Source organism: Arthrobacter sp. ES3-54, from assembly GCF_029504395.1.
Classification (GTDB): domain Bacteria; phylum Actinomycetota; class Actinomycetes; order Actinomycetales; family Micrococcaceae; genus Arthrobacter.
On record NZ_JAQFIF010000001.1, the window covers coordinates 413482 to 437338 of the forward strand.

At 68.1% G+C, this 23857-nt stretch carries 25 protein-coding genes; 18 read left to right on the forward strand and 7 right to left on the reverse strand.

What is annotated here, in order from left to right:
* Positions 1-124: 124 nt before the first annotated feature.
* Positions 125-328 (reverse strand): cold-shock protein, encoded by a 204-nt coding sequence (locus M2428_RS01980; protein ID WP_011692441.1) that lies wholly within the window; start codon positions 326-328, stop codon positions 125-127.
* Between the two features lie 289 nt (positions 329-617).
* Positions 618-1313, reverse strand: coding sequence for an endonuclease NucS (nucS, locus tag M2428_RS01985; RefSeq protein ID WP_277523161.1), 696 nt, complete (start codon positions 1311-1313; stop codon positions 618-620).
* A 144-nt stretch (positions 1314-1457) separates the two neighbouring features.
* On the opposite strand from nucS, the gene M2428_RS01990 reads away from it, so the two are divergent.
* Both M2428_RS01990 and M2428_RS01995 read left to right on the forward strand, forming a co-directional pair.
* Entirely contained in the window at positions 1458-1829 is a 372-nt protein-coding gene (locus M2428_RS01990; protein ID WP_277523163.1) for an ATP/GTP-binding protein, read from the forward strand.
* A 10-nt stretch (positions 1830-1839) separates the two neighbouring features.
* Complete coding sequence (locus M2428_RS01995) at positions 1840-2649, forward strand: alpha/beta hydrolase (protein WP_277523165.1); 810 nt, start codon at positions 1840-1842, stop codon at positions 2647-2649.
* Positions 2650-2653: 4 nt separating this feature from the next.
* On the opposite strand, the gene M2428_RS02000 is transcribed toward M2428_RS01995, so the two are convergent.
* Entirely contained in the window at positions 2654-3838 is a 1185-nt protein-coding gene (locus tag M2428_RS02000) for an AI-2E family transporter (protein WP_277523583.1), read from the reverse strand.
* Positions 3839-4151: 313 nt separating this feature from the next.
* Here M2428_RS02000 and M2428_RS02005 point away from each other — a divergent pair, with 313 nt between their 5' ends.
* The 8 genes from M2428_RS02005 (at position 4152) to M2428_RS02040 (ending at position 13977) form a co-directional block, all read left to right on the forward strand.
* Positions 4152-6092 carry a hypothetical protein gene (locus tag M2428_RS02005; RefSeq protein WP_277523167.1) on the forward strand — a complete coding sequence of 647 codons (1941 nt, stop codon included), beginning with the start codon at positions 4152-4154 and terminating at the stop codon, positions 6090-6092.
* A gap of 56 nt (positions 6093-6148) precedes the next feature.
* Positions 6149-7174 (forward strand): tetratricopeptide repeat protein, encoded by a 1026-nt coding sequence (locus M2428_RS02010; protein WP_277523169.1) that lies wholly within the window; start codon positions 6149-6151, stop codon positions 7172-7174.
* The gene (locus M2428_RS02015) at positions 7174-8274 is read left to right on the forward strand and encodes an NADH:flavin oxidoreductase/NADH oxidase (RefSeq protein ID WP_277523171.1); all 1101 of its coding nucleotides are present in this window, start codon (positions 7174-7176) and stop codon (positions 8272-8274) included. The genes M2428_RS02010 and M2428_RS02015 overlap by 1 nt, the downstream gene beginning before the upstream one ends.
* Before the next feature lie 90 nt (positions 8275-8364).
* Positions 8365-9159 carry an ABC transporter ATP-binding protein gene (locus tag M2428_RS02020; protein WP_277523172.1) on the forward strand — a complete coding sequence of 265 codons (795 nt, stop codon included), beginning with the start codon at positions 8365-8367 and terminating at the stop codon, positions 9157-9159.
* Positions 9141-10712, forward strand: coding sequence for a transporter (locus tag M2428_RS02025; RefSeq protein WP_277523174.1), 1572 nt, complete (start codon positions 9141-9143; stop codon positions 10710-10712). The genes M2428_RS02020 and M2428_RS02025 overlap by 19 nt, the downstream gene beginning before the upstream one ends.
* Before the next feature lie 59 nt (positions 10713-10771).
* Entirely contained in the window at positions 10772-11554 is a 783-nt protein-coding gene (nagB, locus tag M2428_RS02030; protein WP_277523176.1) for a glucosamine-6-phosphate deaminase, read from the forward strand.
* Positions 11555-11606: 52 nt separating this feature from the next.
* Positions 11607-11933 (forward strand): DUF3039 domain-containing protein, encoded by a 327-nt coding sequence (locus M2428_RS02035; RefSeq protein WP_229993836.1) that lies wholly within the window; start codon positions 11607-11609, stop codon positions 11931-11933.
* A gap of 256 nt (positions 11934-12189) precedes the next feature.
* Positions 12190-13977, forward strand: coding sequence for a DEAD/DEAH box helicase (locus M2428_RS02040; RefSeq protein ID WP_277523179.1), 1788 nt, complete (start codon positions 12190-12192; stop codon positions 13975-13977).
* 108 nt (positions 13978-14085) lie between these two features.
* Here M2428_RS02040 and M2428_RS02045 read toward each other — a convergent pair whose 3' ends face one another.
* The 3 genes from M2428_RS02045 to M2428_RS02055 form a co-directional block, all read right to left on the reverse strand.
* Positions 14086-14433: a hypothetical protein gene (locus M2428_RS02045; protein ID WP_277523181.1), complete on the reverse strand. Its 348-nt coding sequence runs from the start codon at positions 14431-14433 to the stop codon at positions 14086-14088.
* Between the two features lie 137 nt (positions 14434-14570).
* Positions 14571-15257: an isochorismatase family protein gene (locus M2428_RS02050; RefSeq protein ID WP_277523183.1), complete on the reverse strand. Its 687-nt coding sequence runs from the start codon at positions 15255-15257 to the stop codon at positions 14571-14573.
* A complete protein-coding gene (locus M2428_RS02055; protein WP_277523185.1) occupies positions 15258-16586 on the reverse strand; it encodes a nicotinate phosphoribosyltransferase in 1329 nt (442 codons plus the stop codon). It abuts the gene before it with no gap.
* A gap of 37 nt (positions 16587-16623) precedes the next feature.
* Between M2428_RS02055 and clpS the strand changes: the two genes are divergently transcribed.
* From clpS to rdgB, 6 genes are all read left to right on the forward strand, one after another.
* On the forward strand, positions 16624-16989 hold the full coding sequence (gene clpS, locus M2428_RS02060) for an ATP-dependent Clp protease adapter ClpS (RefSeq protein ID WP_277523187.1): 366 nt from the start codon (positions 16624-16626) through the stop codon (positions 16987-16989).
* On the forward strand, positions 16982-17548 hold the full coding sequence (locus tag M2428_RS02065) for a DUF2017 domain-containing protein (RefSeq protein ID WP_277523188.1): 567 nt from the start codon (positions 16982-16984) through the stop codon (positions 17546-17548). Before clpS ends, M2428_RS02065 begins: the two co-directional genes overlap by 8 nt.
* A 46-nt stretch (positions 17549-17594) precedes the next feature.
* Positions 17595-18671, forward strand: a complete 1077-nt coding sequence (murI, locus tag M2428_RS02070; protein WP_277523190.1) for a glutamate racemase — start codon at positions 17595-17597, stop codon at positions 18669-18671.
* Positions 18668-19465 carry an MBL fold metallo-hydrolase gene (locus tag M2428_RS02075; RefSeq protein WP_277523191.1) on the forward strand — a complete coding sequence of 266 codons (798 nt, stop codon included), beginning with the start codon at positions 18668-18670 and terminating at the stop codon, positions 19463-19465. The genes murI and M2428_RS02075 overlap by 4 nt, the downstream gene beginning before the upstream one ends.
* A gap of 65 nt (positions 19466-19530) precedes the next feature.
* Complete coding sequence (gene rph, locus M2428_RS02080; protein WP_277523194.1) at positions 19531-20289, forward strand: ribonuclease PH; 759 nt, start codon at positions 19531-19533, stop codon at positions 20287-20289.
* Positions 20286-20963, forward strand: a complete 678-nt coding sequence (gene rdgB / locus M2428_RS02085) for an RdgB/HAM1 family non-canonical purine NTP pyrophosphatase (protein WP_277523196.1) — start codon at positions 20286-20288, stop codon at positions 20961-20963. The genes rph and rdgB overlap by 4 nt, the downstream gene beginning before the upstream one ends.
* A 154-nt stretch (positions 20964-21117) precedes the next feature.
* Here the strand turns inward: rdgB and M2428_RS02090 are convergent, their stop codons facing one another.
* Positions 21118-21885, reverse strand: coding sequence for a VTT domain-containing protein (locus tag M2428_RS02090; RefSeq protein ID WP_277523585.1), 768 nt, complete (start codon positions 21883-21885; stop codon positions 21118-21120).
* A 103-nt stretch (positions 21886-21988) separates the two neighbouring features.
* On the opposite strand from M2428_RS02090, the gene M2428_RS02095 reads away from it, so the two are divergent.
* Both M2428_RS02095 and M2428_RS02100 read left to right on the forward strand, forming a co-directional pair.
* Positions 21989-23005 (forward strand): exonuclease domain-containing protein, encoded by a 1017-nt coding sequence (locus tag M2428_RS02095; protein ID WP_277523199.1) that lies wholly within the window; start codon positions 21989-21991, stop codon positions 23003-23005.
* A 106-nt stretch (positions 23006-23111) separates the two neighbouring features.
* Positions 23112-23675, forward strand: a complete 564-nt coding sequence (locus M2428_RS02100) for a DUF4395 domain-containing protein (protein WP_277523201.1) — start codon at positions 23112-23114, stop codon at positions 23673-23675.
* Positions 23676-23857: the final 182 nt, after the last annotated feature.

Sequence of the window (23857 nt, forward strand, 5' to 3'; positions counted from 1 at the left end):
GGCGTGGCCAAAAGCGAGGACCCGAATCACTGAGCCCAACAATGCACAAAAAATGATCCCCGGCGCAATTGCCGGGGATCATTCCTGGTGCCGGAAATGCCCTAAGGCACTTCCCGACGGGAGACTAGACCAGCGTTACGCCGGTAGCCTGGGGGCCCTTGGCGCCCTGGCCGATCTCGAACTGAACGCGCTGGTTCTCGTCGAGGGTCTTGAAGCCACCGGTCTGGATCTCGGAGTAGTGAACGAAGACATCGCCATCGGAGTCATCCGGGGTGATGAAGCCGAAGCCCTTTTCTGCGTTGAACCACTTGACGGTTCCCTGTGCCATTTGTTTCTCCTCGTTGTGGATCTTGAATAAGTCCGGCACACTTCGCACCGAACTTGGTCACTCTGCGAGAAGAACCTTTGGCATCGGTTCCGGATTCCCGGACCGCGGCTGCAGGAGCTTCACGCTCGCAACATGTCTTGCGAGCATGAATAACACCTACACAAAGACTTGTATAAGAATTTCATGACACTTGCGTTAGGTCAACGGGCGAACGGAAGAAATGCATAAATTTTGTGCAAAGAACCGCTTAACGCGAATCGCCGCCGCGGAAAGGCTGCCGCAGGAAGCTTTAGAAGAGCCTGGACTCGCTGTCGTCAACGCCGCGCATGGCGTCATAGTCCAGGGTCACGCAGTCAATTCCGCGGTCCTTGGCGAGGACCTTGGCCTGCGGCTTGATCTGCTGGGCTGCGAAGATTCCCCGGACCGGAGCCAGCAGTGGGTCCCGATTCAGGAGTTCCAAGTACCGGGTGAGCTGCTCGACGCCGTCGATGTCGCCGCGCCGCTTGAGCTCAATGGCCACGGTGGCGCCGTCAGCATCCCGGGCCAGGATGTCCACGGGGCCGATCGCGGTGAAATACTCGCGGCGGATCAGCGAGAACCCGTTGCCGAGCAGTTCGATCTGGGCGGCCAAGAGCCGCTGGAGGTCCGCTTCGACGCCGTCCTTGATCAGGCCGGGGTCCTGGCCCAGTTCGTGGGACGTGTCGTGCAGCTGCTCATGAATATTGATAATGAGCCGGTCATCGGTCTTGACCGACTGCACGGTCCACTGTTCGACGACGCCGACCTCGACGTCGATCTCATCCGGGGTGGAGACGCGCAAGGACGCCGGCGGGCTCATCCAGTTCAGGGGTTTGTAGGATCCGCCGTCTGAATGGACCAGGACCGAGCCGTCGGCCTTTACCAGCAGGAGCCTGGTGGCCAGCGGGAGGTGGGCTTTGAGGCGGCCGACGTAATCAACGGAGCAGCGGGCTATGACTAAACGCACCCGGTCCACTCTACCGTCTGCGCCGGAGTCCCCGGGCTGGGGCCGGGCTGGGGCCGGGTGGGGGGCGGTCTGGCCGGCGGGCCTTGGCCTGCGGCGCCGGCGGTCCCGGAATGCGTGGCAGCCGGGCTGGGGCAGAATGGAGGCATGCCCCGTTCCAACCGCCCCCGCCGCGCAAGTTCTGCCAAGACAGGCTCTGGCAAGAGCGCAGCGCCCGGAAAGAGCAAAGCCCCCGGAGCCAAGCACGGCCCGGCGCCGGAGCTTGATCTGGAGCGCGCCCGCTCAGGTTTCGCCCGCCGGGAAAGCGCACCGGACGGCGAATGGATGGTCCGCCCGATCACCGCGAGCCGCGCCGAGAAGACCTACATCTGCCCGGGCTGCTCCACCGCCGTGCTGCCGGGGATCGCCCACCTGGTGGTCTGGTCCGAGGACCACCTCTTTGGCGCCGCCGCGGGTCTCGCCGAGCGGCGGCACTGGCATACCAACTGCTGGACCTCGCGGAGCTACCGGTATCGCTAAGCTGGTCAGCATGACTTTTGATCCCGCGTCGTACGTCTTCACCCAGCCGTCTGCGCCAACTGCCATCCGCGCGTCCACCGTCCTTCCGGCCCACCGCGAGAACGTCGAACTCCGCACCTCGGACGGACACCGGCTGGTGGGCGAGCTCGCCGTCCCCGAATCCGGCGAGATCAAGGCAACACTCATCACGCTGCACCCGCTGCCGACGCACGGTGGCTTCATGGACTCGCATGTTTACCGCAAGGCCTCCTACCGGCTGCCGGCCCTCGCCGGAATCGCCGTGCTGCGCTTCAACACTCGCGGCACATCATCGCCGCGGGGGACCAGCGGGGGAGCCTTCGAGGAAGGCATCGGCGAGCGTCTGGACGTCGAGGCCGCCGTGCAGTTCGCCGTGGACCGGGGCCTGCCGAACCGCTGGCTCGTGGGCTGGTCCTTCGGCACTGAATTGGCCCTCATGTACGGCGCGGCTGAGCCCGTCGCCTCCGAGATCGAGGGGGCTATCCTGCTCTCGCCTCCGCTGCACCGGGCCACGGACGTGCACCTGAAGGAATGGGCGCAGGCGGGCAAGCCGCTGAAGGTGCTGGTCCCCGAACACGACGACTACCTGCAGCCGGCGGCCGCGGCGGCGAGGTTCGCGCTTGTCCCGCAGGCACAGGTGTTGGGGGTCGACGGCGCCAAGCACCTGTGGGTGGGGGAGAAGTACGCCGGACGGGTGCTCAACGAGATTGTGGACGAGGTCATCCCCGGCAGTACCGGATCAGGGAATGCCGGAACTGTGCTGCCGCAGGAATGGGACGGGCCGGTCGCCACGGCGCACTAACCGCTCAGCGGCTGTCCTGGCGCGCGATGAAGATTTCCTTGACCAGCAGCAGGATCGCCGCCGCCGTGGGGATGGCGATCAGGGCGCCGAGCACGCCGAGCAGGCTGCCACCGGCGATCACCGAGATGACGGCGACGGCCCCGGGCACCGCCACAGCCTTCTGCATGATCCGCGGTGAGATGAAGTAGGCCTCGAACTGGAGGTAGGCGAAATAGCAGATGGCAAAGACAATCGCCGTCTGCCAGCCGGCAGTCAGTGCAACGATCGTCACCAGGAACCCGGCAATCATGCCGCCCACCAGCGGGATGAACGCCAGCAGGGCCACCACGAACGCCAGCAGTGTGGCGAACGGCACTCCGATGATCGACATCACGATGAAGGCGAAGGTGGCGTTCAGCACTGCGACGGCGGCTTGGCCGATGACGTAGTTGCCCACCGAACCGGTGATTTCCTCGGACAGGGCTTCAACCCGTGCCCGGCGCGAGCGGGGCGCGAGCCGGTAGCCCCACTTCTTCATGGCGGGAAGGGCTGCGAGGAAGTACAGGCTCAGGACCAGTACGATCAGCGCGCCGAAGAGCCCGTTTGCCAGGGTGGTGCCGAAGCCGACAACGCCGCCGAAGATGCCGCCCATGGCCTCCGGGTTGTTGACGAACTTCTCCAGCTCCTGGCTGATGCGGTCCCGGATGCCGAACTGGCTGTCAACGCTCCGGAAGAACTCCGAGTCAATGAACTCCTGGACCCATTTGGGCGCCTGCTGCACGATTTGCGTCACCTGCTGCACGATCGTGGGGATCAGTGTGGCGAAAAATGCGGCGACCGCCACTGCCAGGGTGGACACGGACAAGAGGATGCCGGCGGCGCGGGGGACACTCCGGCGTTCGAGCCAGCGCACCACGGGGTCCAGCCCCAAAGTGATGAAGAGTGCCGTGACGATCCACAAGAGCAGCTGCGTCGTATTCGAACCGATCCAGTAGACCAGGAGTGCGATGCCGACGCCGACCGTGCCCATGAAGCCCATGTAAAGGGGGTGCTGGGCGGACATCCGTGGACCGGGACTGCCGAAGGGGGCCTCGGAGCCGGGCTCGGCCTCATGCTCCGGCGGCATCTCGAAACGGATTCGCGGCTGGGCTCCGGGCAGGGGCTGACGCAGGCGCCGGGCCGCGGACAAAAGGACATTCGCGACGGCGATCCGGGGGCGGGAGGTTGTGGGCCGGGGGCCGGCAACAGTTTCTTCGGGGCCGCGTTCCTGGCTGCCGGATTCCTGGGCTTCTTCTTGTCCGGCGGAGGACGAATCCGTATGTTCAGTCACTGCGTTGAATGCCCTTATTTCCGTGCGGCGCCGCTGAGACGGCGCGGGTGTGATGATCACCGCAAACACTATCAGCAGGCTTGTCAGCTCAAGGGCGGGAACCCGGCCAGGGAGCCGCGGGCGGGGGTGGGCCGGGCCGCCGATCTGACTCGCGGGTAACAAAATGGTTACTATTGAAGCTAACTGTCCGCTGATGATTGGTAGTATTTTGCGTTTCAAGACTGCAGTCGCCTTGGTGCTGCTCGGCCTCCTGACACTGCTGGCCGGAATTGGCCAGAAGACGTTCTGGGCTCCCCCAGAGACGATCACGGCCACGGCACCGACCGGTACTGCCGCGCCGCTGACCGTCTTCGACGAGAAGCTGAGGACGCTGCACCCCGGGACCGTGAACATCCAAGTCAAGGGCGAGGGTGCCTTCCTGCTGGCTGCTGGGCGGCCGGACGACGTCAACGCGTGGGTGGGCAAGACGGCACACAACACTGTCACCGGCGTCTCGGACGACGGCAAGGCGTTGCAGCTGACGCATACCGACGGCGACGCCACCGCGCCCTCACCCGCCGGATCGGATCTTTGGGTCAGCACCGAGAACGCCAGTGGTGAAATGAACTACTCGTGGAACGCGCCGGCCGACGGCGACTGGTCCCTTCTCCTGGCGACGGACGGCACCAAGCCCGCCCCGAGCTCCATCACGATCACGTTCCCGAACGACACGTCCACGCCCTGGGCCATTCCGTTCATGGTGCTCGGTGGCCTGCTGATCATCGCGGGCGCGGCAATGCTGGTCCTGAAGCCGAAGTCAGGCAACCGGTCCGGCAACCGAACAGACGACGGCGGCGACGGCGGCAGCGGCGACGACGGGGGCGGCAGCGCGTTCGCCCGCCGCGCGCAGGCCAAGGCCGCAGCACGACGCGCGGGACAGGGTTCGACTGCAAGCACGCAGCAGCCTGCCGCACCCGGCACTGCAGCACCTGACACAGCACCCGAAACAGCACCGCAGCCGGCCACACCGGAGAAATCAACACCGGAGAAAACAGCGCCCGAGCAGAAAAAGGGCGCCGGCACGGCGCGCCGTTCCGGCATCGTGGTGGCCCTGCTGACGGCCACCGCCGTCGCCGGAACATCAGTGGCTGCCCAGGCCAGCCAGACACCCGCGCCGTCGCCCAGTGCCCCGGTGTCCAGTGCCCCGGCTACCTCTGCCCCGGCCTCCAGCAACGCGACCCCGGACAGTTCCACTACGGACCAGGCCGGAGATGCGCCGGTGCTGCTGGACGCCCAGTTCCGCCGCGTCCTGGAACAGGTTGCCGGTGCCGTCGATGCAGGAGACGCCGCCAAGGACGCCGCCAAGCTGGCGCCGCGCGTGGCCAAGTCCGAGCTCGAGGTGCGCACGCAGAACTACAAGATCCGCTCGCAGGTCGGCTCCTACGAGGCCCGCATGCCTGTCCGTTCCATGAAGCTGCTGACCACAGTGGTCACCAATAAGCGCAGCTGGCCCCGCTCCGTCATGGCCGTCACGCAGGGCGACGGCAACGTCGTCCCGCAGCTGCTGACCCTGACCCAGGCCTCCCCGCGGGAGAACTACAAGCTGGTCAGCAGCACGCCGTTGCAGCCCGGTGCCACGTTCCCGGCGATCGGGCGGGCCGGCACGGAGACCATGGCGTCCGCGGACAAGACCGGCCTGCTGTACAGCGGCGACGAAGCCCTCGCCGGACTGGGTGACCGACTGACCACGGCCACCTCCGCCTTCAAGGACAAGCTCGTCGAGGGCCAGTCCTCCCCGTACATCGCGGACACGCTCGCCTACCAGGCCGACGTCGTCAAGTCAGGCGTCAATGGCACCTTCGCCTTCACGCACAAGGTGGCCCCCGAGAACACTGTCGTGTTCCGTACGGCCGACGGCGGGGCACTGGTGCTGGGCCGCCTGAACTTCTCCTTCGACGGCACCCCGAAGGCCGACGGAGACAAGCTCACGATTGGCGACGACGCGGCAGCCCTGGCCGGCGGCAAGGAGACCAGCACCGGCATGGTGCTGAAGTTCGCCGAGTCGGTGGCGGTTTATGTTCCGCCGGCCGGTTCCAAGGATCCGATGAAGCTCGTGGCCGCCACCCGGGGCCTGGTCGGGGCTGCTTTCAAGTAGCCTGCACCGGCGGGGACGGTGGCGCCGGGCGGGACTTCAATGGCTAGAGTGGAGCTATGACTACGCCAGCTTCCCGCCCGGTCCCGCCAGTTGCCGCCAGCCCGCTGAACCTGCGCGGCGCCGTCGATCTCTCCGCCTTGAAACAGCGGCCGGCGCCTACCTCGCCGGCACCGGCTGGGCCAGGTCCTGCGGCCACCGGTCCGGCCGGTTCTGCCGCAGCCCCCGCACCGGCAGCCGGTGCCGCCGGCCACTCCGGCCGGCCGCTGCGCGTGGACGTGACCGAGGGTAACTTCCAGGAGCTCGTGGAGCTCTCGGCCCAGGTGCCCGTGGTGATCGCCCTCTGGGCCTCCTACTCGGCCGGCTCCGGCCAGCTGGTGGAGGTCCTCGAAGGCATCGTCGAGACCTATGACGGCCGGCTGGTCCTCGGGGCCGCCGACATCGACGTCTTCCCGGAACTTGCCCAGGCCTTCCAGGTCCAGGCCGTGCCGACCGCCGTGGCCGTCGTCAAGGGCCAGCCCGTTCCGCTCTTCCAGGGCAGCGCGGACGAACAGCAGGTACGCAGCCTGTTCGACGAACTTCTCAAGGTCGCGGCCGCCAACGGCGTGACCGGACAGATTGGCGCCGGCGGGCCCGGCAGGGGGGAACCGGAGGCCCCGCCGCTGCCGCCGCTGCATCAGGCAGCGTTCGACGCGATCGAGGCCGGCGACTACGCGGCCGCGGCCGCCGCCTACCGGCAGGCCCTGAACGAGATGCCCGCCGACGCAGAGGCCAAGGCCGGCCTGGCGCAGGTGGAACTCATGGCGCGTCTGCAGGCCATCTCGGGGCCGGAGGCAGATGACCTCCGCCGGCTCGCCGCCGACGAGCCGGACAACCTCGACGCCCAGCTCGGCGTTGCGGACCTGGACATCGCCGGCGGCCACATCGAGGACGGACTCGGCAGGATCGTGACGTTCATTGGCCGGAACTTCGGCCCGGAACGGGAGACCGCCCGGGTCCGGCTGCTGGAACTCTTCGACGTCGTCGGCACCGGTGACCCGCGTGTCGCCAAGGCCCGCCAGGGACTGGCCCGGGTGCTGTTCTAGTGGGATCGGCACTCTTCGCGCCGCTGGACTTGAGGTCACTGCGGCTGCAGCACCGCGGCTGGGTATCCCCGATGTGCCAGTACAGCTGCGAGCCCGGGACGGGCGAGGGCGTGCCCACCGACTGGCACCTCATGCACCTGGGCTCCTTTGCCACCGGGGGCGCTGCCCTCATCCTCACCGAGGCCAACTCCGTGAACGCCGCGGGCAGAATCAGCCCACGCGACGCCGGCCTCTACAACGACGACCAGGCCGCGGCCTGGGAACGCATCACGTCCTTCGTGCACCGCCACGGCACCGCGGAGACCAAGATCGGCACCCAGTTGGCGCACGCCGGCCGGAAGTCGTCCTCCTACTGGCCGTTCTCAGGCAAGAAGGGCAGCGTGCCGGCGTCCGACGGCGGCTGGGACACCGTGGGCCCCGGCACTGGCGCGTTCGACGGCTACGCGCCGCCGTCGGCCATGACTGAAGCGCAGATCGACGGTGTGATTGCCGACTTCGCTGCGGCCGCCGTGCGGGCCGTCGACGTCGGGTTCGACACGATCGAAATCCATGGCGCCCACGGTTACCTCCTGCACCAGTTCCAGAGCCCGCTGGTCAACGACCGCACGGACCGCTGGGGCGGGGACGAGGCGGGCCGGAACAGGCTGACGCTTGCTGTGGTGGACGCCGTGCGCGCGGTCATCCCGGACTCCATGCCCCTGTTGCTGCGGATCTCGGCCTCGGACTGGGCACCGGGCGGGATCGAGGCCGAGGCTTCGGTCCGGATGGCCAGTGCCGCCGCGGAGCGCGGCGTGGACCTGGTGGACGTTTCCAGCGGCGGGGCCGTTGCCCACCAGCAGATTCCCGTGGGCCCCGGCTACCAGACCGGCTTCTCCGCCCGGATCCGGCGCGAAGCCGGGGTCAGGACCGGCACGGTGGGACTCCTGACCTCGGCCGGGCAGGCCGAGCACGCGGTGGCCACCGGGCAGGCCGACGGCGTGTTCATAGCCCGGGCCGCCCTGCGGGACCCGCACTGGTGGCTGCGGGCCGCGTTCGAGCTCGGCCATGACCTTGCGTGGCCGCCGCAGTACGAGCGCGCCGTACCCCGGCATTTGTTCTAAAACGCCCGGTCGCGGGGCCGGTTCCCGCGGGTGAAAACCTACGCCTTGCGGACGATCCATTTCGCGCCGACGGAGGGTTAGTCTGGCGTCATGACATTCCAGCCCCCGGTGCCGCCCGGCCCGTCCTCGCCGGTTCCTGCCCTGTCCCTGCTTGGCCTCGCCAAGCGCTTCGGCGACAAGATCGCCGTCGACGGTATCAGCCTGGACGTTCCGGCCGGATCCTTCTACGGGGTGGTCGGCCCCAACGGCGCCGGCAAGACCACCACGCTGTCCATGGCGACGGGCCTGTTGCGCCCCGATTTCGGGACCGCGCTGGTCCACGGCGTCGACGTCTGGCAGCATCCGCTGGAGGCCAAGAAGCTGATGGGAATACTGCCCGACGGCGTCCGGCTGTTCGACCGCCTGAGCGGTGAGCAGCTGGTGACCTACGCCGGCCTCCTGCGTGGGATGGACCGGGAGATGGTGGCGTCGCGGGTGGCGGAACTGCTCGCAGCGCTGGACCTGGGCAATGACGCCGGCACGCTGGTGGTGGACTACTCCGCCGGCATGACCAAGAAGATCGCGCTGGCCTCGGCGCTGATCCACGCACCACGGCTCCTAGTCCTCGACGAGCCGTTCGAATCGGTGGATCCCATTTCCGCGGCGAACATCCGCGACATCCTGGACCGCTACGTTGCCTCGGGCGGAACGGTGATCGTCTCCAGCCACGTCATGGACCTGGTCCAGCGCATGTGCGACCACGTCGCCGTCGTCGCGGGCGGCCGGGTCCTCGCCGCGGGCACGGTGGAGGAAGTCCGTGCCGGGGCCAGCCTTGAGGACCGCTTCGTGCAGCTTGTGGGCGGCCGGAACCACACGGAAGGGCTGGAATGGTTGCGCACCTTCTGAGGCTCAAGCTGACCCTGTTGCGCAACAGCGTCCGGCGCAGCCCCTGGCAGCTGGTGGGCCTCGGGATCGGTGCCCTGTATGCCCTCGGAGTCGTGGGGGTGTTGGCGGCCGGGCTGCTCGTCCTGCGCGGCCAGGAGATCGAACTCGCCCAGACCGTGGTGGTCCTGGGCGGCGCAACGGCGCTCCTGGGCTGGGCCATCATCCCCGTCGCGGTCTCCGCCGCGGACATGACCCTGGACCCTGCCCGCTTCACCACGTTCGCCGTGCCTATGCCGCAGCTGCTGGCAGGGCTGGCGCTGGGCGGCCTGATCGGCATTCCGGGCATCGCAACCTCGCTGGTTGCACTCGCCACGGTAGGCACCTGGTCCCGCAGCCTGCCGGCCGCGGGCGGCGCCATGGCGGGTGCCGTGCTGGGCGTGCTGAGCTGCGTCGTCCTGTCCAAGGTCGTGACCACCGCCACGGCCGGACTGGCCAGCTCCCGGCGCTTCAAGGACATCAGCGCCGTCGCCTTCCTGATCCCGCTGGTGCTCACGGGCCCCATTGTGGCGGGCATCGCGAGGGGGATCGCGGGTTCGGGCGATTTCCTTGCCGGCCTGGCCCAGACACTGTCCTGGACTCCGGCCGGGGCGGCCTTCGCGCTTGGCGGCGAGCTCGCCGCCGGCAACTACGCGGCCGCGGCCGTGAAATTCCTCATCGCCGTGGCCACACTCGCGGGCCTGGGCCTGGCCTGGAAGGTCCTGCTGCAGCGTGCCCTGGTGACCCCGCCCTACGCCGGGACCTCCAAGCGGCGCACCGGCGGCGCGGGCCTGTTCAGGCTGCTCCCGGCGACGCCGTCCGCCGCCGTCGCCGCGAGGTCCCTCTACTACTGGCTGCGTGATCCCCGCTACGCCGGCGCGCTGGTGGTCGTTCCGCTCCTGCCCGTGCTGATGCTCTTCCAGGGCAGCCAGAGCGGGTTCTATGGCCCGTTCCAGTTTGTGGGGCCGCTGACGGCCTTCCTTCTAGCCTGGTCGATCTCCACGGACGTCTCCTATGACAGCACCGCGTTCGCCCTGCACGTGGCCACCGGTGTGCGCGGGGCCGACGACCGGCTCGGCCGGGCACTGGCGTGCCTGAGCTTCGCGCTGCCTGTGGTGCTCATTTTCAGCGTCGGACCGTTCTTCTTCACCGGCGACTGGGAGAAGCTGCCCGCGGTCCTCGGCCTCGCTCTCGGCGTCCTCTTCACCGGCCTGGGCCTGGCCTCGGTGATCTCGGCGCGCTACACCGTGAGCGTCCCGCTGCCGGGCGACAGCCCGTTCAAGAAACCGCCGGGAAACGTGGCCCAGACCCTTGCCGTGCAGTTCGGCGGCATGGCCGTGCTCATGGTCCTCGTAGCGCCTGAGGTGGCGCTCGTGGCCGCGCAGTTCATCACCGGCAGCGCTGTGCCGGGCTGGATCACGCTGGTCCTCGGACCCGTGCTGGGCCTCGCTCTTTTCGCTACCGGCGTCCGGGCCGGCGGTGCGTGGCTGGACCGGCGGGGCCCGGAGCTGCTGGCACAACTGGCCGTCAACCGCTGACGGGTGCATGCTGGGAGTGCGCGGACTCGAAGACCAGGTAGGCCAGTAAAGGCAGGATCATGGAAGTTGTCATCCTTCCCGGCAGCAAGCAGGTTGCGTCGCTTGCAGGGGATGCGGTGGAGGCCCTTCTTCGCCGCAAGCCCGACGCCGTGCTGGGCCTGGCGACCGGTTCCTCGCCGCTGCCGATCTACGCCGAGCTGGCCCTGCGGCACCAGCGCGACGGCCTGGACTTCAGCCAGGCCCGCGCCTTTGCCCTGGACGAGTACGTGGGACTGCCCGCCGGCCACCCGGAGTCGTACCGCGAGGTGATCGCGCGCGATTTCACCGCACGCGTGGACATCAGCCCGGCCAACGTCCACGTGCCCGACGGCGCCGCGGCGGACATCCCGGCAGCCTGCCAGGGGTATGAAGACGCCATCCGCGACGCCGGGGGAGTGGACCTGCAGCTCCTCGGGGTCGGCACTGACGGCCACATCGGATTCAACGAACCGGGCTCGTCGCTGGCGTCCCGGACCCGGATCAAGACCCTGATCGAGCAGACACGCCGGGACAACGCACGGTTTTTCGGCAGCCTCGCCGCCGTGCCACACCACGTCCTGACCCAAGGCCTGGGCACCATCCTCGATGCCCGCCACGTCATCCTGGTCGCCACCGGTGCGCAAAAGGCCCAGGCCGTCCGGGATCTCGCCGAGGGCCCCGTCGCCGCCATCTGCGCGGCCTCCGTGCTGCAACTGCACCCGCACGCCACCATCCTCCTGGACGAGGCTGCGGCGTCGTCGCTGCGGCTGGCGGACTACTACCGCCACAGCTACGACCACAAACCTGCCTGGCAGGGGCTTTAAGCTCCGGCGCCGGCATCGCACAGGTCCGGCGGGGGCACTTCCACCGGCTAAGATGGGTGTCATGACTAGCATGACCGATCCTCTCGAAAACGATCCGATGCGCGAGCTCTCCGGAGCCGGTACGTCTACGGCCACGATCGAGCGCGAGGAACTGCGCCAGGAAGTTGAGCCCGGTGACCGGGAGCGCTTCTCGCACTACGTGCGCAAGGAAAAAATCATGGAATCCGCGCTGACCGGTGACCCTGTCATCGCGCTCTGCGGCAAGGTCTGGACACCGGGCCGGGATCCGCAGAAGTTCCCCGTCTGCCCTGAATGCAAGGAAGTTTACGAGGGCCTGCGCCCCGGGAACGACGGCGGCAAGGGCTCCGGCGACAAGTAACGGCAAATAACGGGAGCTAACGGAACAACCGGGTTCCGTTAGCCGTCCTGGCGGCGATTCTTTATGGCGGCGCGCCCCTCCGCCCCAGTTTTCTGTTCCCTGTTCTCCTGCTCCCTGTTTCCTGCTTGCCGGTCCATGCTGTCCGGGTACTTCCCTGTGCGGGATTCCGCCGGGTCCATCCGAAATAGATTGGTGTTTTTGTGCTTATTTGGGTTTCTCCGTCGGCTGCAGCCATGCGCGGTTGGAGGGCGCCTCAATGACAGAGACACTTTTCGGCGGACCCACGCTTCCCCCCGCCTATCCCGAGCGGGCTGCCTGGGGCACCGCCCCCAAGTTGCGCGCCTGGCAGCAGGAGGCGCTGGACAGCTACTTCAGCATCCATCCCAAGGATTTCCTTGCGGTCGCAACCCCCGGCGCAGGTAAGACCACCTTCGCCCTGCGCGTGGCGTCCATGCTCATCGATTCCGGTGTGGTCAACCGCGTTACCATCGTGGCGCCCACCGACCACCTCAAGCGCCAGTGGGCCGACGCCGCCGCCAAGGTGGGCATCGCGATCGACCCGAACTTCAAGAACGCCGACGGCCAGCACGGCCGCGGGTTCATCGGCGTCGCCGTGACCTACGCCCAGGTGGCCAGCAAGCCCATGCTGCACCGGGCCAAGACCGAGGCCGCCCGCACGCTGGTGATCCTGGACGAAATCCACCACGGCGGCGAGGCGCTGTCCTGGGGCGACGGCCTCCGCGAGGCGTTCGACCCGGCGGCCCGCCGGCTGTCCCTGACCGGTACCCCGTTCCGCTCCGACACCTCGCCCATCCCGTTCGTGGAGTATGCCGAGGACCGCGACGGGATCCGGCGCTCCAAGGCCGACTACACCTACGGCTACGGCAAGGCGCTGCGCGACCATGTGGTCCGCCCGGTGATGTTCATGGCGTACTCCGGCCAAATGCGCTGGCGCACCAGCGCCGGGGATGAGATGGCCGCCTCGCTCGGGGAGTCTGCCGTCACGAAGGACATCACCTCGCAGGCCTGGCGCACCGCGCTGAACCCGGCCGGCGAATGGATCCCGGCAGTCCTGGCCGGCGCGGATAAACGCCTCAGCGAAGTCCGGCGCAGCGTCCCGGATGCCGGCGGCCTGGTCATTGCCACCGACCATGAGGACGCCCGCGCGTACGCCGGGCAGCTGAAGAAGATCACCGGCGAATCGCCCACCGTCATCCTCTCCGATGACGCCAAGGCCTCGAGCAAGATCGAGGAATTCACCGCCAGCGAGAAGCGCTGGATGGTGGCCGTCCGGATGGTCTCCGAAGGCGTGGACGTGCCGCGGCTGTCCGTCGGCGTCTACGCCACCTCGACCTCCACCCCGCTGTTCTTCGCCCAGGCCGTGGGGCGCTTCGTGCGTGCCCGCAAGCGCGGCGAGACGGCGTCGGTCTTCCTGCCCTCGGTGCCGCAGCTGATGGCGCTGGCCAACTCGATGGAGGCCGAGCGCGACCACGCCCTGGACCGTCCGGAGAAGGAGGACAGCGACGGTCTCTTCAATCCTGAGGACTCGCTCATGGACGAGGCGAACCGCGAGGAGAAAGCCTCCGACTCCCTGATGAAGGGCAAGTTCGAGGCCCTCGATTCCCAGGCGTCCTTTGACCGCGTGCTTTTCGACGGCGGCGAGTTCGGCACCGGTGGCGAGGTCGGCTCGGAGGATGAGCTGGACTTCCTCGGAATCCCCGGCCTGCTGGACGCCGAGCAGGTCGGCACTTTGTTGCGCCAGCGCCAGCACGAACAGCTAAACCGGAAGAACAAGCGCTCCCCGCAGGCGGACGCCGTCCCCGCGGCAGCCCCGGCCGTGCCGGACCACCGGATGCTCATGGACCTGCGCACGGAGCTGGCCAAGAACGTCGCGGCCTGGTCGGCCCGCACCGGGACCCCGCACGGCGTCATCCACACCAAACTCCGGACCGTCTGCGGCGGCCCGCCCGTCGCGCAGGCCAATGAGGAGCAGCTGCAGACCCGTCTGCGGAAGCTCCAGGACTGGTTCATCGGCCGGAAGTAGCCGCAGGAATTAAGTAGAGGGACCAGGCCGATGGCCTGGTCCCTCAACTTTTTAATCTGCTCTGTTTAGCGCGCTTCGGTTACTCGGCTATCGCTACTGGGTCATCGGTTACTGGCCGGTGCCGCAGACCTGGCCGTACGTCTGGCCTGCCGCGGTGTAGTCGGCCTTCATGTCCTCGAGCTTGGCGGTGTCCGGGGCGGGCTTGGCCGACTCGTCAAAGTATTCAATGATGGTCTGCAGCGGGGCCCGCAGGTCCTCGGAGGCTGCCACCTTGATGGGCCGCAGCTGGTTGGCGACCCTGGTCATGCCGGCCTTGTCCGACGTGGCCGACTGGGCGGAGACCACGGTCTTGACCCGGGCGCAGGTTTCTTCATTGGTCAGCTGCGGCGTGGCCGAGCAGCCGGCCGCGCCGAGCAGCGCTCCGGCGGCAATCAGAACGGTCAGGGTCTTCTTCATGGTGTACTCCGGGGTTCTACGGGTCGGTCAATATGGCAAGACTGGCGATAGGGCAAGGATTTCGAGTCTACTGCGGCGGCGGCCTTTTCCCGCCAGCCGTTAAGCCCGCCCGGCTCCCCGGGCACGGGCGCCGGCGCTCAGAGGACATCGACGCCGCCGAGCTCCATCTCGGCCACGGCGTCGTCCAGGTCCTCGGCGATTCCGACAGTCAAACCGCGCAGCACTGTGACGGAGTAGCCGGCCTGGACTGCATCCAGGGCGGTCGCCTTGACGCAGTAGTCCGTGGCGATCCCCACGACGACGATGTCCTCCACGTCGTGGCTCTGCAGCCAGTCATCCAGTCCGATCGCATCCTCGCCAGCGGCGAAATCACTGGCGGCGAAAAGACTCCCGACGTCGTCGGCGTCGGTATCGGTGTCTGTACCGGTACCGGAAACGGGCATGGCGCCCGGCTTGCGGTCCCCGGTGGGGACGTCGTCCTCGGGGGCCAGGAGGCCTTCGAAGCCGGAGTACGCCGCGGCGAACTGGCCTTTGCGGAAGTACGCCTGGATGTGTTCGGGATCGAGGTCGGGATGCAGTTCGGCCCCGCGGGTGCCTGCCACGCAATGCGGCGGCCAGCTGTCCACGAGATCCGGTTCCTCCGAGAAATGCGCACCGGGGTCGATGTGCCAGTCCTGGGTGGCCACAACGTGGTCAAACTGGCCGTGGTGTGCGTCAACGTACTCGCTGATCTCCCCGGCGAGGTTCGCCCCGCCGACGACCGGCAGGGCACCTCCCTCACAGAAATCGTTTTGGACGTCAACGATGATCAGGGCGCGGGACATTTAGTCCTCCTCGTAGATGGTGGGGATGGCCGCCTCGCCGCGCTGCAGCCGGTTGACCACCGCGGGAAGCTCCCGCATAGTCTCCGCGTGACGCCGGCGCGCGCGCTGGACCCCCTCGGGGCCGGTCCACCCGGGCAGGAGCTCGCCGTTCTTGACGAACTGCTCCAGCAGGGGCCGGTCGTTGCCGTCATCCTCCGGGTGGTGGCCGACGCCGACGATCTCCGCTGTGGCGGTTCCGCGCTCGTTGAGCTTGCGCAGTGCATACTTCCGGCCGCCCTTGCTGGCTTTGTTCTTGGCGGCTTTGGCGACGGAGATGAAGTCTCCGGTGTCATCGGTGCGGCTGACGAGCTTGTAGACCATGCTCGCCGTCGGTGCCCCGGAACCGGTCACCAGCGAGGTGCCCACGCCGTAGGAGTCCACCGGGGCGGACGCCAGCGCCGCGATGGCGAATTCGTCGAGGTCGGAGGTCACCACGATCTTGGTGCGGTCGTTGCCGAGCTCGTCGAGCAGCTGCCGCACCCACTGGGCCTGGGCCACGAGGTCACCGGAGTCCAGCCGGACAGCGCCCAGCTTGTCTCCGGCGAGGTCGACGGCGGTGCGGACGGCCGTTTCGACGTCGTACGTGTCCACCAGGAGGGAAGTGTCCGGTCCGAAGGCGGCAATCTGGGCCTCGAAGGCCTCACGCTCGGTGTCATGGAGGAGGGTGAAGGAATGGGCGGCCGTGCCCACCGTCTTCAGCCCGTAGCGCAATCCGGCCTCCAGATTGGACGTGCTGTCGAACCCGGCAATGACAGCGGCCCGGGCAGCGGCGGCCGCCGATTCCTCGTGCGTCCGGCGCGACCCCATCTCGATGCACGGGCGGGTTCCGGCCGCGGAGATCATCCGGGAGGCGGCCGACGCGATCGCGCAGTCGTGGTTGAGCACGGAGAGCAGGTACGTCTCAAGGATGCAGGCCTCGGCGAACGTGGACTCCACGATCAGCACGGGGGAGTTCGGGAAGTACGCCTCACCCTCCGGATAGCCCCAGATGTCGCCGGAAAAGCTGTAATCGGCCAGGTACTCCAGGGTCTGGTCGTTGACCACCTTGGTGCGGCGCAGGTAGTCCAGTTCCGGATCGCCGAAGCGGAAGTTCACGATCCCCTCCAGCAGCCGGCCGGTGCCGGCCACAATCCCGTAGCGGCGCCCGTCCGGCAGCCTCCGGGCAAAGGCCTCGAAGACCGATTTCCGGTGGGCCGCCCCGGACTGCAGAGCCCCCTGCAGCATGGTCAGCTCGTAATGGTCGGTGTACAGGGACGTGCGGGGACGGTCCCAGCCAGCGGAGGTACTCACAAATTCACTCTAGTGTGCATCCCCATAGAATGGACAGATGACCCTCAGCGTTGCGCTCGGCCCCGACACACGGGAGAGCACCCAGACCGGAACAGTGACGTCCGGCGACGTGCTGACCGCCCCGGACATCCCCTGGAACCTCGTGATCTGGAACGATCCCGTGAACCTGATGAGCTACGTGAGCTTCGTGTTCCGCAGCTATTTCGGCTACTCGGAGGCCAAGGCCAACAAGCTCATGATGGAGGTCCATAAGAAGGGCCGCTCGATCGTGGCTCACGGCAGCAAGGAGCAGGTGGAGCAGCACGCCGTCGCCATGCATGGCTACGGCCTCTGGGCGACGGTGGAGAAAGCCACGGGCGGCAGCGCGGGCGGTTCCGGCAAAGGCAAGGGAAAACGTGGCTAAGGCATTCAAGTACGGGCTCAAGGGCATCAGGGGCCATCTGGAGCCGGCCGAGCGGGAACTGCTGCGCAGCCTTTTTGACGATGTGATCTCCATGCTGGAGCCGGAGGAGCGCGCCAACGAGGACCCGCTGGCGGCCCTGGTGGGACTGGACACCGACGCCCGCGAACCCTCGGACCGCGCCCTGCGCCGGCTGCTGCCGAACGTCATGAAGAACGACGACGACGCCTCCCTTGAGTTCCGCCGGTACACCGAACGGTCGCTGCGCGAGAACAAGATCGGCGCGCTGAAGGCGGCCGCCCTGAGCCTGGACCGGGAACACCTCGTCCTGACCCCCGACGACGCCCGGCACTGGGCCACCGCGCTCAACGATGTCCGGCTGGTGCTGGCCGAACGCCTCGACATCCGTGACGACGCCGACGCCGACAACGTCCACCTCATGCAGGACTGGGCCCAGGCCGAGGACGTGGAAAGCTACCTGGCCCTCGTATACAACTTCACCACCTGGCTGCAGGAGTCGCTGGTCCAGGCGATGGTGCACTCGCTCGATGCCCGGCGCTGAGCCCGAGCGTGTGACCCATGAGACACGAGTTGCACACCACAATGTGATGGCCGCCCCGGGAGCGAAGCCCTATCCTCGAATAATCATGACTTCAGCATCGAGTATGGATCCGGCAGTGGCTGCTGCGGACTCCCCAGCGAGCAGCACCGCAATCGGCCCCACGGCGCCCGAACCGGCATCCGAGCTGGGGTCACGCCCCATTGGCGTCTTCGACTCCGGCGTCGGCGGCCTCACGGTGGCCCGGTCGATCATCGACCAGCTGCCCAACGAATCCATCCTGTATGTCGGCGACACCGCGCACGGGCCCTACGGACCCCTTCCCATCGCCGAAGTCCGGGCCAATGCTCTCGGCGTCATGGACGAGCTCGTGGATTCCGGCGTGAAGCTGCTGACCATCGCCTGCAACTCCGCGTCCGCCGCCGTGCTGCGCGACGCCCGCGAACGGTACACGGCCCGGTACGGGATTCCCGTGATCGAAGTGATCCAGCCGGCTGTCCGGCGCGCCGTCGCGGCAACCCGCACGGGCCGGGTGGGCGTGATCGGGACCTCGGCCACGGTGGGCTCGCGCGCCTACGAGGACACCTTCGCCGCTGCCCCGGACTTGGCGATCACGTCCGTGGCCTGCCCGGCGTTCGTGCCCTATGTGGAGGCCGGGATCACCACGGGACCGGAACTGCTCGCAGTCGCCCGAGACTACCTGGCACCGCTCATTGCCGCCGGGGTGGACACCGTGGTGCTCGGCTGCACCCATTACCCGCTGCTCACCGGCGTGATCTCATTCGTCCTGGGCGAGGACGTCACGCTGGTCTCCAGCGCCGAAGAAACGGCCAAGGACGTCTACCGGGCCTTGGCCTCCCGGGGCCTCGAGCGCACCGACGCGGCGGCCCCCGAGCACAATTTCATTGCCACCGGCGACGCCGCCCAGTTCGAGCACCTCGCCCGGCGCTTCCTCGGCCCCGAGGTCCTCAGTGTCCGGCACGTAGACCACGTCGCGGCGCAGTACCCCACCGGCAGCCTCGCCCGGATCACCCCGGAGATGATCGCCGCCGCCCAGGCCGCCGCGGGCCGGCCGCGGATCTCCAACTTCGTGGGCGGATCCGCGGGCGGGGGAAAACTGCTGTGAAGCTGACCATCGTGGGCTGTACAGGGTCCTTCCCGGGGCCGGGCTCGCCGGCGTCGTGCTATCTGCTGACCGCCAACGACGGCGAGCGGAACTGGAAGATCGTCCTGGACCTCGGCAGCGGGGCGCTTGGCGCCATCCAGCGCTACACGGACCTGGAAGACATTGACGCGATCTTCCTCACGCACCTGCACCCGGACCACTGCATGGACCTGTGCGGGCTCCACGTTGCCGTGCGTTGGAAGCCGGGCGGCTGGGGACGGGGCAGGATACCGGTGTGGGGGCCCGCCGCCACGGCCGACCGGATGGCCACGGCCTACGGCCTGGACCTGGATCCGGGCATGCACGAGGAATTCGACTTCAGCAACTGGTCCGAGCGCAAGCCCGTGAGCGTCGGCCCGTTCACGGTGACGCCCTACGCGGTGAACCATCCCGTGGAGGAGGCCTACGCCCTCCGCGTGGAGGTCACCGAGCCTGCCAAGGACGCCACGCCGGTGACCCGCATCCTGAGCTACTCCGGAGACACGGACTCCTGCGCGGGCCTTGAGGACGCCGCCCGCGACGCCGACCTCTTCCTGTGCGAGGCGGCGTTCGAGGAAGGCCGCGACGACGATATCAAGGACGTGCACCTGACAGGCAAGCGGGCGGGGGAGGCCGCCGTCGCCGCCGGAGCGCGGCGACTGCTGCTGACGCACATTCCCGTCTGGACGTCCCCCACCACCGTCATGGCCGAGGCCAAGGACGTCTTCGGCAAGGACGTGGCCGTCGCCGTCGCGGGTGTGCACTACACCGTCTAGCTGACGGCCACCGTCTAGCTGACCGCCGGCGCGGACGGGGGCGGGTGAGTCGATAAGCTAAAGGCATGACTTCCCAAGCTCCCAGTGTCCCCGTCATCCGCGCCGACGGCCGTACTCCCGACCAGCTGCGTCCGATCAGCATCACGCGCGGCTGGTCCAAGCAGGCCGAGGGTTCGGCCCTGATCGAGTTCGGCAACACCCGGGTCCTGTGCACGGCCTCCTTGACCGAAGGCGTGCCGCGCTGGCTCAAGGGCGAGGGTCGCGGCTGGGTCACCGCCGAATACGCCATGCTGCCCCGGGCCACGAACACCCGCTCCGACCGCGAGTCCGTCAAGGGCAAGATCGGCGGCCGCACCCACGAGATCTCCCGGCTGATCGGCCGCTCGCTGCGCTCCATCATCGACACCAAGGCCCTCGGCGAGATCACGATCGTGCTGGACTGCGATGTCCTGCAGGCCGACGGCGGAACCCGCACCGCGGCCATCACCGGAGCGTACGTGGCACTCGCGGACGCCATCCGGTTTGCCCGCGAGAAGAAGATGATCGGCCGAAACGCTGAGCCCCTGATCGACACGATCGCCGCGGTGTCCGTCGGCATCATCGACGGCGTGCCGATGCTCGACCTACCCTACGTCGAAGACGTGCGCGCTGAGACCGACATGAACGTTGTGGTGACCGGCTCCGGGAAGTTCGTGGAGGTCCAGGGCACCGCCGAGGGCGCACCCTTCGACCGCGACGAGCTGAACCAGCTGCTGGACCTGGCGCTGCTGGGCACCGAGCAGCTCGCCGCCATCCAGCGCGACACCCTGGCGGAGGCCCCGTGACGGATGCTCCTTTCGCAAGCCGGCCGGCAGCTGAGGGGCCGGCACCGCGGCTGGTCCTCGCCACCCACAACAAAGGCAAGCTCCGGGAACTCCGCGAGCTGCTGCGTGGCCAGGTGCCCGGCCTCGACGTCGACACGCAGGTGGTGGACGCCGGCGCCGTCGACGCCCCCGACGTCGCCGAGACCGGCGTGACCTTCGCGGAAAACTCGCTGCTGAAGGCGCGGGCCGTGGCCGAGGCCACGGGACTCGTGGCGATCGCCGACGACTCCGGACTTGCCGTGGACGTCCTTGGCGGCGCACCCGGGATTTTCTCCGCCCGCTGGTCCGGCCGGCACGGTGACGACGCCGCGAACCTGCAGCTGCTGCTCGCCCAGCTGGCCGACGTGCCGGATGAGTACCGCGGGGCCGCGTTTGTCTGCGCCGCGGCGCTGGCCGTGCCCGGGTCCTCGCCCGACGGCGGCCGGGAAGTTGTGGAGTACGGGCAGCTGGAAGGGACACTCCTGCGGGTGCCGCGCGGGGAGGGCGGTTTCGGCTATGACCCCGTCCTGCAGCCGAGCGGGCTGGACCGCAGCTGCGCGGAGCTCAGTTCCGAGGAGAAGAATGCCATCAGCCACCGGGGCCACGCGTTCCGGGCGCTCCTGCCGGCCATCGTCGAGGCCCTGTCCGGGAAGTAGCCGGCCCACACGCCAGGCCGCGTCGCCCACGCCCGCCCGTGTCGCCACGTCAGGCGAGGCGCAAGACGAACGAAGGCGCCCCACACGGTGGGGCGCCTTCGTTGTTAACTGCTGCGCCTACTGCGGCGCTGGGATCCGGGACCGGGGTCCTGGGCTACGGGGTTCGGCGCTCTTCTTCCGGCTCATGCTCCTCGATGAATTCATCCACGACGTCCGTGCCGTACTCCTCGGACTGCCGCTTGGCGATGGCGCCGCGGATGACCTCAATGGCGATCGGGATCACGGAGACCAACACGATGGCGATGAAGATGATGTCCAGGTTGTCCTTGACCCACGGCACCTTGTCCCCGAGCAGGTAGCCCAGAAGCGTGACGCCGCCGCCCCAGAGCACCGCGCCGATCACGTTGTAGGTGAAGAATTTGCGTTTGCTCATCTGCGCGACGCCCACAATCACCGGGACGAAGGTGCGGATGATCGGGACGAACCGGGCCAAGATCAGAGCCTTGCCGCCGTGCTTTTCGAAGAAGGCGTGTGCGCTATCCACGTTTTCACGCTTGAACAGCTTGGAATTGGGCCTGTTGAACAGGGCAGGTCCCGCCTTGGATCCAATCAGGTAGCCCACCTGGTTGCCGACAATAGCGGCGACGATGATGAGCGCGGTCAGGACCCAGATGTTGACCTGGATGGTGCCGGTGGCCACGAGCAGCCCGGCCGTGAACAGCATGGAGTCCCCGGGCAGGAAAAAACCGATCAACAGCCCGGTTTCGGCAAAGATGATGCCGCAGACAAGGAGGACCACCCACGGCGCGAAGGCCGGATTCGCCAGGAAAACCTGCGGGTTGAGCCAGTCTGGCAGGAAGGAGGCCATCTGCGGCTGGACGGGGCCGGCACCGCCGAGGGCGGACACGGCGAGGTCGCTCATTGCTAGTACGTTCACCCGTTAAGGGTACTTGACGGCCGCCGGCCCGCCCCCGGGTGCCGCTCCCGGTGCGGGAGGCGCCGCCCGCGGGCGGTAAAGTTGGGCCGTGACTTTGGACTTTACGGCGATCGACTTTGAGACCGCGAACGGCTTCCGCGGTTCACCGTGCGCTGTTGGCCTGAGCAAGGTGCGTGGCGGCGTCGTCGTCGAGGAAGCCTCCTGGCTCATGCGGCCGCCGGAAAACCATGACACCTTCGATCACCACAACGTCCGGATCCACGGCATCCGGCCGGACCAGGTGGCGGGGCTGCCGCGGTTCGGTGAGCTGTTCCCGGAGATCGGCGCGTTCATCGGCGGCGACGTGCTGGCGGCTCACAATGCGGGGTTCGATCTCGGTGTGATCCGCTCTGGGCTGGAAGTGTCCGGGCTGGCCGGGCCCGCCTACGACTACGTCTGCACGGTGATTTTGTCCCGGCGTTGTTATTCCCTGGTGTCCAATTCGCTGCCCTACGCCGCCGAGGAGGCGGGCGTTCCGCTGGTCAACCACCACGATGCCGCCGAGGACGCCCGGGCCTGTGCCGGCATCCTGATCGACATCGCCGCCCGGAACAAGGCGGCGAGCATCGCGGAACTCTATCTGTCTCTGGGCCTCGCGGTGTCGCACCAGCCGGCGTTCGACCCCCGGCGCGACCCGTTGTCCAAGGCCACCCTCGCGGCGCTGGAGGCGCTCGCCGGGGGAACTGCCGGCGCACCTGTTGGCCGCCGGTTCGTGGCCGGGTGGCCGGAGGAAGGGCCCAACCCGCTGCCCAATGCCGCCGCTAGCCCAGACCATCCGCTGTTCGGCCAGACCGTCGTGTTCACCGGCGAACTGGCGATTTCCCGGCCCGAAGCCAAGGTCCGCTCCGCCGATCTAGGCGCCAGGCCTGAAAGCCGGGTGACGGCCCGCACCACCGTCCTGGTGGTGGGCGACGGGTTTGTGGCCGCGGACCTGCGCTCCGGCCGGCTCACCGGCAAGGCGCGCCGGGTCCTGGAACTGCACGACCGCGGGCAGCGGATCGAGGTCTTATCCGAGGGTGAATTCCTCCAGATGGTCGGCGGACATTTGGCCGCAGCACCCTTCTGAACTTTTCCGCCGGAACGGGCCCGGCTGAACCGGCCCTGCCTGAACCCGCGGTCACATGGCGCAACAATCATTCCCGCCCCGGCGCGCCCGCTCGTAGCCTTGGGCGATGAGCAAACCCACGGATGCACAGACTCCCGCAGTTCCGTCTAAGTCAGTGTCGTCGAAGTCCGTTCCGTCGCGCGGCATTGACTGGCGGCGGGTGTTCGCGTTCCCCAACCCGGTGAACGAGTACGCCGCCCGCATTACCGCTGCCCTGGTGGTGGCGCTGTCCGCGGTGACCCTGCTGACCGGATTCGGCTGGGGACTCGCCATCATCGCGGCGGGTTTCTGGCTGCGTGTGCTGTTCGGCCCCCGGATCTCGCCCCTGGCCCAGCTCTCGGTCAAGGTGCTGACGCCCTGGCTCGGCCGGACCCGCCTCGTTCCCGGTCCACCAAAGCGCTTCGCCCAGGGCATCGGCGCCGCCGTGTCGACGGCGGCCGCATTGCTTCTGGCTGCCGGCCTCGCGCCTGCGGCGTGGGTCCTGCTCGCCGTGCTGATTGCCGCCGCGTCCCTTGAGGCGTTCGCCGGGTTCTGCCTCGGCTGCACCATTTTCGGCTTCCTGCAGCGCCGCGGACTCATCCCCGCGGACGTCTGCGAAGCCTGCATCAACATCTCGCTCCGGGGCGCCTAGGATCCTCAACCAGGCCCGGCATGTCCCGGCGATGCGGCCACCAGGGATGGACATGTCCATCGGTGCGCTGTTGGAGGCCCGGGCATGACCTCCGGAGGCTATGACGGTTGGACATGGTGGCACTATGTCCAGTCCCCGCCGCGGGAGATGGGCATGTCCTGAGGATGCAGCGGCCGGGGGAT